Raw genomic sequence first — 13,449 nt, 5'->3', positions numbered from 1 at the left:
AGTCTGTTTAGGTAGGCTTTTTTTTAGCAGCTTTTTTATTAATTCTGCTATTCTCTTTTTTATTCCCTTTTTTACTATTTAGTCTTACATTTTTATTTAGTTTATTTCCTATATTTTATACAGACTTATTCTATATTTTCATTTGTTTTTCTATATAATTTCCTCTTATTTCTCTTAAGGATTAAGTCATGGACTTATTTAAATTATCTCAACACAATACTAATGTAAGAACAGAATTTTTTGCAGGTTTTACAACTTTTTTAACGATGATGTACATTGTTCCTGTAAATGGATTTATATTAGCAGATGCAGGTTTACCAATTGATGCTGTAATTACAGCAACGGCACTGATAACAATATTATCAACTTTGTTTTCAGGACTATGGTCTAATACTCCTATTGCAATGAGTGTAGGAATGGGTTTAAATGCTTATTTTTCATATGGTTTAGTATTAGGTATGAAAATACCATGGGAAACTGCTTTAGGGATCGTTTTTTTATCGGGTATATTATTTGTTATTTTATCCTTAACTAATTTTAGAGTTTGGATTATGACTTCAATACCAATGAATTTAAGACGTGCAATTAGTGCTGGTATTGGAACTTTTATTGCTTTTATTGGTTTAAAACAAATGGGAATGATTGTTGGCAATGATGCTACGTTAGTTGAATTAGGAGATTTTTCTAAACCAGAAGTATTGATTGGAGTTTTAGGTTTAGTTTTATCTTTTAGTTTTTATGCATATAAGTTACGTGGAGCTTTCATTTTATCAATTTTGATTACTTCAATAACTGCATGGATAATTGGTATTGGCGATTTTCCTAAAGAGTTTATTTCAATTCCCGCTTCAATTGAACCAATATTATTTAAATTAGATATTCTAAGTGCTGTATCATTATCATTATTACCTGTAATTATTACTTTTTTAATTACTGATATGTTTGATACCTTAGGTACTTTAACTGGTGTTGGTACTAGAGCTAAGTTATTTCAAGAGAATAATAAAGATGATAAGTCTTTGCAAAAAACATTAGAAGCTGATGCAGTTGCTACAACAGCAGGAAGTTTAATTGGTGTTTCAACTACTACATCTTTTATAGAGAGTGCTAGTGGAGTTGAAGAGGGTGGAAGAACAGGTTTAACTGCTGTTTTTACTGCATTGTTTTTTATTGGAACTTTATTTTTGTTGCCATTATTTAAATCAATTCCATCAAATGCTATTTATCCAGTTTTAGTTGTTGTTGGAGTACTTATGTTTACTGAACTTGGAAAAATCAATTTTGAAAAGGCTGATTTAGCTACTTGTGCGGCTGCGTTTTTAATTGTTATATTAATGCCATTAACTTTTTCTATAACAAATGGAATTGCAGCAGGTTTTTTATTTTATACTATTATTAAGTTAGTAAAAAGAGAATTTGAAGATTTAAATTTAGGTATATTGGTTATTACAATAATTAGTGCATTAGCATTTATTTTATAAGGATTATATTTGGAAAAATTATATTATAGTTATGACATGTTTAAAAAAGATACACAAAAGTTAGTTGATAGTTGTAGAGGCTATGAACCAGATATTTTATTGGCAGTTGCAAGGGGTGGTTTGACATTAGCTCATTGTATGGCTCAAGCTATGGATATGAGAAATTTGTATACATTAAATTCTATTCATTATGAAGGTGATTTAAAGTTAGATACTTTTAATATTTTTAATATTCCTGATATATCACATGCTAAAAGAGTTTTAATTATTGATGATATTGTTGATTCAGGAGAAACTATGGAGGCAATATTAAAGTTATTAAATGAAAAGTTTCCTAATGTAGATTTTAAGTTAGCAACACTTTTTTATAAAGGAACAGCAGTATTAAAGCCTGATTATTCAGTAAGAGAAGCTAATGAATGGATTGATTTTTTTTGGGAAGTTGATGTTGTATAAGAATTATTTTAAAAAGTTATGTGTATAATTTTTCAAATTTATTACTTGGGAAGAACATGACTTTTATCGAATTTAAAAAACTTTTATTAGATGCTGAATTAACCATACCAAAATTTACTGCTTTAATTAAAGTTAGTGAAAAAAACATTCAAGCATATAAGAAGAAAAAAGAGGTACCTAATGCTATAGCGGTTGCTGCTGCTTGTTTTGCAAAGATGAATCAAGAAGGTATGGATTATAAAGAACTGATTTCTAGTCTTGAATTAAAAAAGAAAGAAAAAAAAGGTGCTGGATTTTCAAGTAAAAAAGAGTCAAAAGAAAAAAAAGAGAAAAAAGATAAATAAAACAGAAATTTGATATACTTCCCAAAAAATTAGGAAAGATATTAAATGACTTTAAATAAAACTTCACAAAACTTTTTTGCAATAGCCTCATTTTTAATGGCGTTAGCTATTGCAATAGGTGCTTTTGGGGCACATGGATTAAAATCAATAGTAACAGATGATATGTTAAAAATTTATAATACTGGTGTTGAGTATCACTTTTATAATACTTTAGGTTTATTTGCTCTTTCTATTTTTATTAATTTTAAAGAGAATAACAAAAAGCTTATTATTGCATGTTGGCTTATGGTTATAGGTTTATTGATTTTTTCTATTTCGTTATATTTGCTAGTTATTTTAAATATTCCCATATTAGGTGCAATTACTCCTATTGGAGGAACATTATTAATTATTGCATGGTTAATGGCAACATACTCTATTCTTAAGGACAAATAATTAAATGACAGCTATTCAAAAACTAGAGCAAATAAGAGATTCTAGATGGTTTTCTAATTTAACTACAATAATTATTATTGCTTATGCTTCTATTTTAGGTTTTAAAACTTTAGATGAAGTAGAATCTCAATATGATATGTTTTTAAGGTTTGCAGATTATTTTGTAACAATTTACTTTGTGTTTGAGTTAGCAATTAAAATGGTTGCTGAAAAAAGATTTTTAAATTTCTTTAAATCAGGTTGGAATGTATTTGATTTTATTATTGTTGTAATAACTTTACTTCCTTTGGAGTCTTCAAGTTTTGCTGCAATTGCTAGACTTATGAGAGTATTTAGAATTTTAAGATTGTTTACAGCACGGCCTGAGCTTAAAGCAATTATAGATATGCTTATTAAAGCTATTCCATCAATTATTGATATTGTAATATTAATGTTTATAATATTTTATATTTATGCAATTATTGGAAGTTTCTTCTTTGTTGATTTACCTTCTGGCTTATGGAAAGACTTTTTAATCTCTATGTTAACACTGTTTAGAGTATTAACATTTGAAGATTGGACTGATGTTATGTATGAAGCAATGGAAGTTTATCCTTGGGCATGGGTTTACTTTGTTTCATTTGTAATTATTGCAGCATTTGTATTTTTCAATCTTTTTGTTGCAGTTATTATTGGAGAGATGCAAAAACTTCAAGAAGCAGAGATGAAAGATGAAATTCATGAAGATCATTTAAAATTAGATATTCTTTTAGAAGAAGTTAAAGCTTTAAGAGAAGAAATAAAAGATTTAAAAGATAAAGATAAATAAAAGGAGAAAATATGGCAAAAGAACATTCATTTGATATATCAGCAAAATTAGATTTACAAGAGATGAAAAATGCAGTTATTCAAGCACAAAAAGAGATTGACAATAGATATGATTTTAAAGGTATAACAAAAGAGATTGATTTTAATCAAACGGCAAAAACAATTACTATTACAAGTGCAAGTGATAATAAAGTTGATGCAATGAAAGATATTTTAATATCTAAAATGAATAAAAGAGGTATTTCTATTAATTCACTTGAGGAGTTAAAAAAAGAGGACTCAAGTGGGGCTAATAGAAAATATAGTTTTAAAATTATTGATAGTATAGAAAAAGATGAAGCAAAAAAGATTCAAACTGAAATAAAAGGTTTAAAGTTAAAAGTAAGTGCTGTTAATCAAGGTGATGAAATTAGAGTAAGTGGTAAGAACTTAGATGATTTACAATCGATTATGAGACATCTTAAAAGTTTAGATTTAAAAGCACCATTAGTATTTGATAATTTTAGATAAAATTAATTAGATTTTTGACTAACTTTTAAATAATTAATATATAATTCGTCTTTTAAAGGATGAATTATAGAACTTATATTTATAAAAGCAATTTCAGTTGTTAGTTTAGTTTTAGCATTAAGTTATATTGCTGAAAAACTAAGTCCAAAAATTTCTGGAATACTTTCTGGACTTCCTGTTGGAAGTTCAATTACATTATTGTTTTTTGCTATAGAAAATGGTGTAGATTATGTTACAAATGTAGCTTTATATAATATTCATGGATTATTTGCAGCTCTTGCTTTCTCTTATGGCTATTATTTAAGTACATTTTATAGTGGAAAATTAGGTATTTTTTTAAGTTTAATGATTTCATTTTTATCTTATGTAATTATTGCATTAGTTTTATCTTTGATACCTCCTCATATAGTATTTACTCCTTTAATTGTAATAGTTCTAATGATAGGTTCATCTATTTATTTTGCTAAAAAAGAGAATTTTGCTATTAATAAAAGTATAAAAACTTCAGTTTGGGATATTATATTTAGATCAGTTTTAACTATAAGTATCTTTTTATTAGTTACTTCTTTACCTAATTATGTTCCCCAAAATATAGCAGGTATTTTTTCTGCATTTCCAACTATTTTACTACCATTACTACTTATAATTCATTTAAGACATAGTAATTTACAAGCTAGAACGATTATAAAAAATACTCCATTTGGATTAAGTTCAGTGGTTATATATTCACTAAGTGTATTTTTTACTTATGGTACCATTGGAGTATTTTATGGAACTTTAGTATCTTTATTTTTAAGTGTAGTTTATATTGTAATTCAAACTAAACTATTAAAATATTTTAAATTAGTAAATTGATAATACACATAAAATAAACAAATTTCTAATACAATTGATATTATAAATAGGATTTAGATATGAAAGTTTTATTATTAGAAGATGATATTGCATTAAATGATTTGCTAAGTGATCATTTAGAAGACAAGGGTTTTGAGCTTGCTGTTTGTTTAGATGGACAAGATGCTTTAGAAAAACTTATCGATGAAAAATTTGATTTAGCACTACTTGATATTAATACTCCAAGTTTGAGTGGAATAGATGTTTTAAAAACAATTAGAACTGATTATAAGAAAAATATTCCTATTATCATTTTGACTGCTTATCAAGATACAAAACATTTAAAAGAGTCTTTTGAAAATGGTGTTGATGATTATATTAAAAAACCTTTTGATTTAGAAGAATTAGATCAAAGAATACAAAAAATATGTAGACAGTTTAATATTGAGCAAGATAGTAGTATAAAAATTAATGAAAATATTGTTTTTTATCCATCTTTATGTCAAATTATAAAAAATGAAAAAAGTATAAAAATTGCTCAAAAAGAGAGAGATATTCTGAAGTATTTTTGTACACACAAGAACAGAGTAATTTCTAGTGAAGAGTTATTACAAAATATTTGGATTTATGAAGAGATGCCAACTGATGCTACAATTAGAGTTTATATAAAAAACCTTAGAGAAATTGTAGGTAAAGATAGAATTACAACTATTAGAGGAATAGGATACAAGTTTGAATAGAGATGAAAAAAGTGCACTAGTAAAATTCTTAGTTATTTATATAGGTTCAGGTGTTTTTTTAGTTGCCATTATGCTTTATTTATATTACAACAAAGAAGTGAAGCTTTTAAAAGAACACTGTAATATGTGGATGAGTAGTGCAACTATGCAATTAAAAAATGAAATTTTAGATTCACATATGAAACATGAAAAATTCAATCCTGAAAAACTTAAAGATAAGAGATTAAAATATGCATTATATGATAAAGATAAAAAATTAATCTATTCATATTTAGAAAATGAAAAATTTGTGGATTTGGAGAAAGCTTTATATACTAGTGAACACTTTGATTATTTTATAACAACTGTTATTGATGATAATTTGCCTATTAGATATATAGTAATGGAAACTTGCAAAAACTATGAAGATAAAAAAAGACTTCAAGTATATATTTTAATTTCATTTATTATTAGTATTATTTTTATAGTATTTATAGCATATTTCTTAGCTAAAACTTTATTGAAACCAGCTCAAGCAAGAGTTGAATCAATGGATAAGTTTATAAAAGATTCTGCCCATGAATTAAACACACCAGTATCTGTTTTAATGACTTCTGTTAGTATGTTAAAAAAAGGAAAGAATCCTCAAAAAATGATGAAATATATTTTAAGTAGTTCAAAACAAATATCTCAAATATATAATGATATTCATTTTTCTGCCTTTAATGAAATAAATGAAGATGTATATGAAGAGTTTGATTTAAAAGATTTAATTAGTGAAAGTGTAGAGTTTTTTCAAGATATTTCTATTACAAAAAATATTGTATTAAATTCAAATTTAGAAAGCTGTTTAATTAAAATGGATAGAACTAAAACTCAAAAATTAGTTAATAATCTAATTTCAAACGCAATTAAATATAGCAAATCAAATTCATCAATTAATATAAGCTTAAAAGATAATATATTTAGTGTTGAAGATTTTGGTATAGGTATTAGTCCAAGTGAACAAGCTGAAATATTTAAAAGATATAAAAGAGGTAACAATATTGAAGGCGGTTTTGGAATAGGTTTAGATATTGTTAAAAGAGTTTGTCAAGAGTATGATTTAAAATTAAGATTAAAATCACAACTAAATAATGGAAGTACTTTTTTTGTGGATTTTTCATCAATAAAGCAAGTCTAATTTTACTTAAAAAGAGTTTTTTATTTTTTTAGTTAGAATAATAAAAATTTATAAAAAGAATAATATATGAATATAGAGTTAAAAGATTTTAAAGTACAAGATTTAGAAAATACTAAGTTTATACATCCTGTTAGAGTTACGTATAATCTAAATGGAAAAGATAAAAGTTGGGAAGCTGTAAGAAGTCATGATAGTGTAGCTGTATTACTTTATCATACTGAAAAAAATGCTTTTTTACTAGTAAATCAGTTTAGAGCTCCCGTATATTTAAGTGATAAAAGAAAAAAATTTACCTATGAATTATGTGCAGGTTTAGTTGATAAAGATATACCGTTAGAAAATATTGTAAAAGAAGAGATTGATGAAGAGTGTGGATATGATGTAAAAGTTGAAAATATATCAAAAATTGCACAGTTTTACAATAATGTAGGGGTTAGCGGAGGATGCCAAAGCGTTTATTTTGCTAAAATTGATGAAAGCATGAAAATACATGAAGGTGGTGGAATAAATGATGAGTATATTGAAACAATGTTTTTACCAATTGATGATATTGATGAATTCATTTTTGATGAATCAAAAGCAAAAACACCAGGCTTGATGTTTAGTTTATATTGGTTTTTAAAAAATAAAGAAAAATTAGGGTTTTAATGAAAAAATTTTTATTATTTATTATTTCTATTTTTTATGTAAGTTTTGCGCAAGAAACAATAAGTTCAAAAAAAGTTGTAGATATAGATAACTCTTTTATAACAAAGTTTGAATACGGAAAAATGTTATATCATAATCCAAGGGGTATTGGTTGTAATAAGTGTCATGGAGAAAAAGCTGAGGGAAAAAAACTTGTAAATTTTGTACATAAGTATAAAAATAAAGAGTATAAATGTAGTATGATAATTCCTAGTATTACTGAAACAGATTATGAAACATTTAAAAATAAAATAAATCAAAAGAAAAATCCAAATAAAAAGTTTACTAAAGAGCAAGTTTGTGAAAAACTTATTTATTATGCTAATGTGATGCCAACTTATTTTTTAGTAGATGAAGAGATTGATGGAATTTATTATTATATTCAGAATTTAAAATAACTACTTTTCTTAACTAATCTAATATACATTTTATAGAGTATAAAAAGTATAAATGATATAATCGCGAAATATAAATTAAAAAGGTTATAATATGCTTGTTGCTCCTTCAATATTATCAGCAGATTTTGGAAAATTAGATGAGGAAATTAGGGCTATTTGTGATGGTGGATGTGATCTAATACACGTAGATGTTATGGATGGTCATTTTGTCCCAAATATGACAATTGGTCCCGTTGTTGTAAATCCTGTAGCTAAAGCTGCAACTAAACCACTTGATGTTCATTTAATGGTTGAAAATAATACATTTTTTGTAGAGTTATTTGCTCCTTTAAAACCTGAATATATCTCTTTTCATATTGAAAGTGAAAAGCATCCTCATAGGCTCATTCAAAAAATTAGATCTTATGGAATTAAGCCAGCGATTGTTTTAAATCCACATTCAACTCCTGAATCAATTGAGTATCTATTAGAAGATTTAGATATGGTTTTATTGATGTCTGTTAATCCAGGATTTGGTGGTCAAAAATTTATTTCAAGTGTAGTTGAAAAAGCTAAAAAATTAAAAGAGTTAATTAATAAAAGAAATCCAAACTGTTTAATAGAAGTTGATGGTGGAGTAAATGATAAAAACATCCATGAATTAAAAGATGCGGGAGTTGATGTAGTTGTTGCTGGATCGTATGTATTTGGTAATGATGATTATTCAAAAGCAATTAAGAGTTTACAGGTTTAAAAATGAAAATCAAGATTTGTGGTATTACAAATTTACAAGATGCTCTTGATGCTATTGAAGCAGGTGCAGATGCTTTAGGCTTTGTTTTTTATTCAAAAAGTCCTAGATATATTGACCCTTTTGAAGCTAGAAAAATTGTTGATGCAATTCCTCCTTTTGTTCAAACAGTAGGTTTATTTGTAAATGAAAATGAACACTATATTAATCAAGTTTGTGCAAATGCTAAAATGCAATTAGCTCAAATAATTGATGATTTTAATTACACAGATTTTGAAATACTAGATGTAAAATATATAAAAGTTCTAAGAATTAAAGAAAAAAATGATTTAAATCTAATAGATGATAATTTTGCTTTAGTGGATGCTTTTGTTGAAGGATTTGGAGGTGAGGGTAAAAGACTTGCTTTGGAATGGTTTGATAAAATAGATTGCTCAAAACTAATTATTGCAGGTGGATTAACATCTAAAAATTTAAATGAGTTATCTGGATATGGATTTTATGGAGTTGATGTTAGCAGTGGTGTAGAAGAGTTTAAAGGAAAGAAAAGTAAACTAAAGATGATTGAGTTTGTAAAAGAGGCAAATGAAATCATTTAAAAGAACAATAGTTCCTAAACTAAATCAGCAAAAACTAATAAATCATTTATTAAAAGAACCAATACTTATTGATGAATTTCTAGATAAATTATCAAACTGTACAGATAGTTTTTTTGATAATCCTGAATTAGAATTAGAGCTTTTAGTTGCAAATGGTTTACCTTTAGATTTTCATGATGATAGTGTTTATATGAAAACTACTAAAACGAATTTCAATGATCAAGTATTTTGTGTAGTTGATATTGAAACTAATGGTGGTTCTGTGAAAAAAGGTTTTCAAATTATTGAACTAGGTGCAGTTAAAATAAAAAATGGTGAGATAATAGATAAATTTGAATCCTTAGTTTATGCAAAAGAGATTCCTCCTTATGTTCAAGAGGTTACTAATATTAGACCTAAAATGTTAGAAAATGCTCCTGTTTTAGATAAAGTTTTAAGAGAATTTAAAATCTTTTTGGAAGATGATGTGTTTGTAGCACATGATATTAAGTTTGATTACACTTTTATTTCAGATTCTCTTGAAAAATATGATTTAGGCAAATTACAAAATAGAAAACTATGTACTATTGATTTAGCAAAAAGAACAATAAAAGCAGAAAAATATGGACTTAGTTCTTTAAAAGAAGTCTTAAATATAAATGTTAATAATCACCATAGAGCTTATTATGACGCATTAACAACTGCAATAGTCTTAAAAGAGTGTTTTAAAAATATTGATACTAATAGTATCTCTACAACAGAAGAATTACTGTGTTTTTCTAAAAGTGATAATATTATTAATAAAAAAAATAGAGTAAAGAATGATGTTTAGTCAAGATAATTATTTAAAAGTTATAAATTATATTTCAAAGGTATATTCAGATGATATAGAAAGTTTTAAACATTCTATTTCAGTTTCTACAGAAGTTTTGTATACTTGTATTGAGTGTAAACTTGATAGTGATAAGACAAATTTTTTGATTACTTTATCTTGCTTAATTGATGTCTTTTCAAAATCAAATCTTGTTTATGATGATATCTTTAATGATTTTGGCTTTGAAATCGCAGAAGCTTTAGAGTCTTTAAGTCTTAATAAGATGTTGAAAAATAAAAATCAGTTACAAGAAAATATAAATCAAATTTTGACTTTGGATTACGAAATTCAAATGATTAAATTAGCAGATCAAATTATTAAAATTGAAAATAATAATACTACATTAAAAGAATCTAAATTTATTCTTTCATGTTTGAAAAATTCTAATTTATATCTATCTCAAAGATTAGAAAAAAAGATAGAAAATTTATTATAATGTTTAAGTAACTCATTTTGAGTTACTTAAAGAATTATGAAGCTTGAGCTGCTTGAGCTTCTTTTGCGTATTTGTAACCTAAATCAAATGCTTTGTTATTTATATCATGTACTTTTTCAGGTACTTTTGAAAGCATAGTTTCTCTTAGTTTTTCTGCTGGAATTGTATCTCCTGTAAAGTAGTTAGCAATTGCTAAAGCTAGTACAGATTGAGTAATAACATTTCCAACTTCTTCTTTTGCAATAGTAATAATTGAAATCTCAACGATATTCCATTTTTTTCTATCTTCATCAGTTGGGTTAACTAAGTTTGGCTCAATTACGATTGTTCCACCTGGTTTAACACCATTTTTAAATTGGTGGTAAGATACGTCTGCAACTGATAACATGAAATCAATTTCACCATCATTTGCATAAGGATATAAAATCTCTTCATCCTGTAGTGTAATATCAACAACTGTTGGACCACCTCTAACTTGAGATGTATATGTTGCAGTTTTTAAACCATATCCACCATTGTTAATTTTTGCAGCTGCGAAAATCGCACCTGCAAGAAGTACACCTTGTCCACCTACACCTGTAAATCTCATTAATGTTCTATTAGCTGCCATGATGATTACTCCTTCTTATAGCTCAACTGCTGTTTTATTTTTGTGAGCTTCTTTAACTTTTTCATAAGCTTCACAGTACTCTTGAGCGTCTTTGTCGTGTTTTAAAATACCTGTTGGGAATTTACCTACTTGATCCTCAGGCTCTAATTTCTCAAATTTAGCTTTAGCTAATGAGATTGAGTCAATCCACTCTAAGTTAGCCATAGCCGTTGCCATTTTGTTTTTTCTTCCTAAGTTAACATGACAGTTAGAGAATACTTCAATAAATGAGAAACCTTTATGCTCAAATGCTTTAGCTAAAGTTCTTTCTAGTTTTTTAGGATCTAACATAGTTTCTCTTGCAACAAAAGATGCACCTGCTGCTTCAACTAATTTACAAGCATCAAATGTTGGGTCAATGTTACCTCTACTCATTGTAACTGTCCACATACCTTGAGGAGTAGTTGGAGAAGTTTGAGAATTTGTTAATCCATAAATAAAGTTATTAATAATGATATAATTTAAATCAATATTTCTTCTTGACGCATGAATTGTGTGGTTACCACCAATTGCAAGACCATCACCATCTCCACCAACAACGATTACTTTTTTATCTGGGTTTGCTAATTTAATACCAGTTGCATAAGCTAATGTTCTACCGTGAGTTGTGTGTACTGTATTACAGTTGATGTAAGAAGAAAATCTTCCTGAACATCCAATACCAGAAACAACACAAACATCATCCATGTTCCATCCTAATTTGTCAATGGCTCTAATTACAGATTTTAAAATAACACCATCACCACATCCCCAACACCATAGTGTTGGCATTTTTTCAGTTCTTAAATACTCGTCATAATTAAATGCCATAATTACATTCCTTTCACTTTTTCAATAATCTCTAATGGAGATAATGGTCTTCCGTTTACTTTAAATAATGTATCAAAGTCACTTCTTCCTGAAACTCTTTGTACTTCATCCGCAAATTGACCCATATTTAACTCAGTAACTAATACTTTGTCAAATTTACCCATTAATTCTTTAATTCTTTCAGCAGGACTTGGCCAAATTGTAAGTGGTCTAAACATACCAACTTTAATTCCTTCAGCTCTTAATCTATTAATTGCTTCAGTTACACCTAATGAAACAGAACCATAAGCAATAATCATAATATCTGCATCATCTAACATATATTCTTCATTTAATTCTAATTCATCTGTATGAGCATCAACTTTTTTAAATAATCTTTTCATTAATGCATCACAAACATCTGCATCTTCTGTTGGGTGACCAGTTGGTCCATGGTGTAATCCAGTAAAGTGGTATCTATATCCTTCAAACATAGGATTTAGCACTGCTGGCTGATCTTCAGCTACTTCGTAAGGTTTATAGTCTTTTTTGTCTCCATCGAATCTTTTTCTAGAGATTTTGTTTGCTTCAACTTCTTCTAAATCAGGAATTTTAGCTCTACCACTCATGTGTCCAATTGTTTCGTCTAATAAAACAAATACAGGTTGCATAAATCTATCTGCTAAGTTAAATGCTCTTACAACTTCAGTATAACATTCACTTAAATTACCTGGACATAATGTAATTGATTTTACATCTCCGTGAGTTGGGTTCTTAGCTTGTAATAAATCACCTTGTGCAACCCTTGTTGGTAAACCAGTTGAAGGACCACCTCTCATTACATTTACTACTACTAAAGGAACTTCTGAAATATATCCAACACCTAAGTTTTCTGCTTTTAAAGAAATACCAGGTCCTGAAGATGCTGTCATTGCTCTTTTCCCAGACATTGCTGCACCAAGTGCTGTACAAATTCCAGAAATTTCATCTTCCATTTGAATACATGCTTTACCTCTTGCTGGAAGAGCTGAAGATAATACGTGCATTATTTCTGATGAAGGAGTAATTGGATAACCACCAAAAAATTCACAATCTGCGTCTAATGCAGCTTTTGCTGCTAATTCATTTCCTGTTGAAATTAATTCTCTTGCCATTTATTCTCCTTACGCCTCATCTTCATCTAAAATTCTGTAGTTATTTTTAATAACTCTCTCTTTTCTCTCTTTTGCTTCATCAGTTAACTTAGCAAATTTAAACTCTTTTCTATCTGCAACATAGATTGCAAAATCTGGACATGCTAATTCACAGTCAGTACATCCGATACATGAATCAGGATGAACTACTTTAATCATAGATCCTAAAGTTGAAGTAACCTCTTGTCTCATTGCAAGTACACCAGCTGGACAAACAGATACACATTTATCACATGCTTTACATCTAGCTTCGTTTACCCATACAGGAGTGTTTGCAGGAGCTTCCATATTAGACATAATATCCCCTTATTTTTTGTTGATATGAATATTTGATTAAACTCAATAT

19 protein-coding genes are annotated in these 13,449 nt (G+C 27.4%); 15 read left to right on the top strand and 4 right to left on the bottom strand.

The window, feature by feature from the left end; genetic code table 11:
• Positions 1–188: 188 nt before the first annotated feature.
• The 15 genes from APAC_RS08645 to APAC_RS08575 all read left to right on the top strand — a co-directional run bounded on the left by APAC_RS08645 (position 189) and on the right by APAC_RS08575 (position 10,472).
• The gene (locus APAC_RS08645; protein ID WP_130233731.1) at positions 189–1,481 is read left to right on the top strand and encodes an NCS2 family permease; all 1,293 of its coding nucleotides are present in this window, start codon (positions 189–191) and stop codon (positions 1,479–1,481) included.
• Between the two features lie 36 nt (positions 1,482–1,517).
• Positions 1,518–1,937 (top strand): phosphoribosyltransferase, encoded by a 420-nt coding sequence (locus APAC_RS08640; RefSeq protein WP_170170177.1) that lies wholly within the window; start codon positions 1,518–1,520, stop codon positions 1,935–1,937.
• Positions 1,938–1,993: 56 nt separating this feature from the next.
• Positions 1,994–2,281, top strand: a complete 288-nt coding sequence (locus tag APAC_RS08635) for a hypothetical protein (RefSeq protein ID WP_130233729.1) — start codon at positions 1,994–1,996, stop codon at positions 2,279–2,281.
• Between the two features lie 45 nt (positions 2,282–2,326).
• Positions 2,327–2,716 carry a DUF423 domain-containing protein gene (locus tag APAC_RS08630; protein ID WP_130233728.1) on the top strand — a complete coding sequence of 130 codons (390 nt, stop codon included), beginning with the start codon at positions 2,327–2,329 and terminating at the stop codon, positions 2,714–2,716.
• Between the two features lie 4 nt (positions 2,717–2,720).
• A complete protein-coding gene (locus APAC_RS08625) occupies positions 2,721–3,524 on the top strand; it encodes an ion transporter (protein WP_130233727.1) in 804 nt (267 codons plus the stop codon).
• A gap of 11 nt (positions 3,525–3,535) precedes the next feature.
• Positions 3,536–4,033 carry a YajQ family cyclic di-GMP-binding protein gene (locus APAC_RS08620; protein WP_130233726.1) on the top strand — a complete coding sequence of 166 codons (498 nt, stop codon included), beginning with the start codon at positions 3,536–3,538 and terminating at the stop codon, positions 4,031–4,033.
• Positions 4,034–4,231: 198 nt separating this feature from the next.
• Complete coding sequence (locus tag APAC_RS08615; RefSeq protein ID WP_130233725.1) at positions 4,232–4,888, top strand: hypothetical protein; 657 nt, start codon at positions 4,232–4,234, stop codon at positions 4,886–4,888.
• 59 nt (positions 4,889–4,947) lie between these two features.
• Complete coding sequence (locus APAC_RS08610; RefSeq protein ID WP_130233724.1) at positions 4,948–5,607, top strand: response regulator transcription factor; 660 nt, start codon at positions 4,948–4,950, stop codon at positions 5,605–5,607.
• A complete protein-coding gene (locus APAC_RS08605; RefSeq protein WP_130233723.1) occupies positions 5,600–6,769 on the top strand; it encodes a sensor histidine kinase in 1,170 nt (389 codons plus the stop codon). The genes APAC_RS08610 and APAC_RS08605 overlap by 8 nt, the downstream gene beginning before the upstream one ends.
• 66 nt (positions 6,770–6,835) lie before the next feature.
• A complete protein-coding gene (locus APAC_RS08600; RefSeq protein ID WP_130233722.1) occupies positions 6,836–7,417 on the top strand; it encodes an NUDIX hydrolase in 582 nt (193 codons plus the stop codon).
• Positions 7,417–7,854, top strand: a complete 438-nt coding sequence (locus tag APAC_RS08595; protein ID WP_170170143.1) for a cytochrome c family protein — start codon at positions 7,417–7,419, stop codon at positions 7,852–7,854. Before APAC_RS08600 ends, APAC_RS08595 begins: the two co-directional genes overlap by 1 nt.
• Positions 7,855–7,945: 91 nt before the next feature.
• Positions 7,946–8,587, top strand: a complete 642-nt coding sequence (gene rpe / locus APAC_RS08590) for a ribulose-phosphate 3-epimerase (protein ID WP_130233721.1) — start codon at positions 7,946–7,948, stop codon at positions 8,585–8,587.
• Positions 8,588–8,589: 2 nt separating this feature from the next.
• A complete protein-coding gene (locus APAC_RS08585) occupies positions 8,590–9,183 on the top strand; it encodes a phosphoribosylanthranilate isomerase (protein ID WP_130233720.1) in 594 nt (197 codons plus the stop codon).
• A complete protein-coding gene (locus APAC_RS08580) occupies positions 9,170–9,994 on the top strand; it encodes a 3'-5' exonuclease (RefSeq protein WP_130233719.1) in 825 nt (274 codons plus the stop codon). Before APAC_RS08585 ends, APAC_RS08580 begins: the two co-directional genes overlap by 14 nt.
• Positions 9,984–10,472 (top strand): hypothetical protein, encoded by a 489-nt coding sequence (locus tag APAC_RS08575; RefSeq protein ID WP_130233718.1) that lies wholly within the window; start codon positions 9,984–9,986, stop codon positions 10,470–10,472. The genes APAC_RS08580 and APAC_RS08575 overlap by 11 nt, the downstream gene beginning before the upstream one ends.
• 34 nt (positions 10,473–10,506) lie before the next feature.
• Here APAC_RS08575 and APAC_RS08570 read toward each other — a convergent pair whose 3' ends face one another.
• From APAC_RS08570 to APAC_RS08555, 4 genes are read right to left on the bottom strand one after another with little or no spacing between them, the layout of a single operon-like run.
• Positions 10,507–11,082, bottom strand: a complete 576-nt coding sequence (locus APAC_RS08570) for a 2-oxoacid:acceptor oxidoreductase family protein (protein WP_130233717.1) — start codon at positions 11,080–11,082, stop codon at positions 10,507–10,509.
• 15 nt (positions 11,083–11,097) lie between these two features.
• Positions 11,098–11,931, bottom strand: a complete 834-nt coding sequence (locus APAC_RS08565) for a 2-oxoglutarate ferredoxin oxidoreductase subunit beta (RefSeq protein ID WP_130233716.1) — start codon at positions 11,929–11,931, stop codon at positions 11,098–11,100.
• A gap of 2 nt (positions 11,932–11,933) precedes the next feature.
• On the bottom strand, positions 11,934–13,064 hold the full coding sequence (locus tag APAC_RS08560) for a 2-oxoglutarate synthase subunit alpha (protein ID WP_130233715.1): 1,131 nt from the start codon (positions 13,062–13,064) through the stop codon (positions 11,934–11,936).
• A gap of 9 nt (positions 13,065–13,073) precedes the next feature.
• Positions 13,074–13,400 (bottom strand): 4Fe-4S dicluster domain-containing protein, encoded by a 327-nt coding sequence (locus APAC_RS08555; RefSeq protein WP_130233714.1) that lies wholly within the window; start codon positions 13,398–13,400, stop codon positions 13,074–13,076.
• Positions 13,401–13,449 lie beyond the last annotated feature (49 nt).

Source organism: Malaciobacter pacificus (assembly GCF_004214795.1).
In the GTDB taxonomy this organism is placed as follows: domain Bacteria; phylum Campylobacterota; class Campylobacteria; order Campylobacterales; family Arcobacteraceae; genus Malaciobacter_A; species Malaciobacter_A pacificus.
The sequence above is the reverse complement of the archived record's forward strand: the minus strand, read 5'-3'. Positions and strand labels throughout refer to the sequence as shown.

What these genes read in the sequence shown, in the direction of transcription:
- APAC_RS08580 (WP_130233719.1), top strand. Translation starts at nt 9,170, where the DNA reads ATGAAATCATTTAAAAGAACAATAGTTCCTAAACTAAATCAGCAAAAA.
- APAC_RS08635 (WP_130233729.1), top strand. Translation starts at nt 1,994, where the DNA reads ATGACTTTTATCGAATTTAAAAAACTTTTATTAGATGCTGAATTAACC.
- APAC_RS08645 (WP_130233731.1), top strand. Translation starts at nt 189, where the DNA reads ATGGACTTATTTAAATTATCTCAACACAATACTAATGTAAGAACAGAA.
- APAC_RS08555 (WP_130233714.1), bottom strand. Translation starts at nt 13,400, where the DNA reads ATGTCTAATATGGAAGCTCCTGCAAACACTCCTGTATGGGTAAACGAA.
- APAC_RS08565 (WP_130233716.1), bottom strand. Translation starts at nt 11,931, where the DNA reads ATGGCATTTAATTATGACGAGTATTTAAGAACTGAAAAAATGCCAACA.
- APAC_RS08630 (WP_130233728.1), top strand. Translation starts at nt 2,327, where the DNA reads ATGACTTTAAATAAAACTTCACAAAACTTTTTTGCAATAGCCTCATTT.
- APAC_RS08570 (WP_130233717.1), bottom strand. Translation starts at nt 11,082, where the DNA reads ATGGCAGCTAATAGAACATTAATGAGATTTACAGGTGTAGGTGGACAA.
- APAC_RS08560 (WP_130233715.1), bottom strand. Translation starts at nt 13,064, where the DNA reads ATGGCAAGAGAATTAATTTCAACAGGAAATGAATTAGCAGCAAAAGCT.
- APAC_RS08625 (WP_130233727.1), top strand. Translation starts at nt 2,721, where the DNA reads ATGACAGCTATTCAAAAACTAGAGCAAATAAGAGATTCTAGATGGTTT.
- APAC_RS08640 (WP_170170177.1), top strand. Translation starts at nt 1,518, where the DNA reads ATGTTTAAAAAAGATACACAAAAGTTAGTTGATAGTTGTAGAGGCTAT.
- APAC_RS08620 (WP_130233726.1), top strand. Translation starts at nt 3,536, where the DNA reads ATGGCAAAAGAACATTCATTTGATATATCAGCAAAATTAGATTTACAA.
- APAC_RS08575 (WP_130233718.1), top strand. Translation starts at nt 9,984, where the DNA reads ATGATGTTTAGTCAAGATAATTATTTAAAAGTTATAAATTATATTTCA.
- APAC_RS08600 (WP_130233722.1), top strand. Translation starts at nt 6,836, where the DNA reads ATGAATATAGAGTTAAAAGATTTTAAAGTACAAGATTTAGAAAATACT.
- APAC_RS08585 (WP_130233720.1), top strand. Translation starts at nt 8,590, where the DNA reads ATGAAAATCAAGATTTGTGGTATTACAAATTTACAAGATGCTCTTGAT.
- APAC_RS08595 (WP_170170143.1), top strand. Translation starts at nt 7,417, where the DNA reads ATGAAAAAATTTTTATTATTTATTATTTCTATTTTTTATGTAAGTTTT.
- APAC_RS08610 (WP_130233724.1), top strand. Translation starts at nt 4,948, where the DNA reads ATGAAAGTTTTATTATTAGAAGATGATATTGCATTAAATGATTTGCTA.
- rpe (WP_130233721.1), top strand. Translation starts at nt 7,946, where the DNA reads ATGCTTGTTGCTCCTTCAATATTATCAGCAGATTTTGGAAAATTAGAT.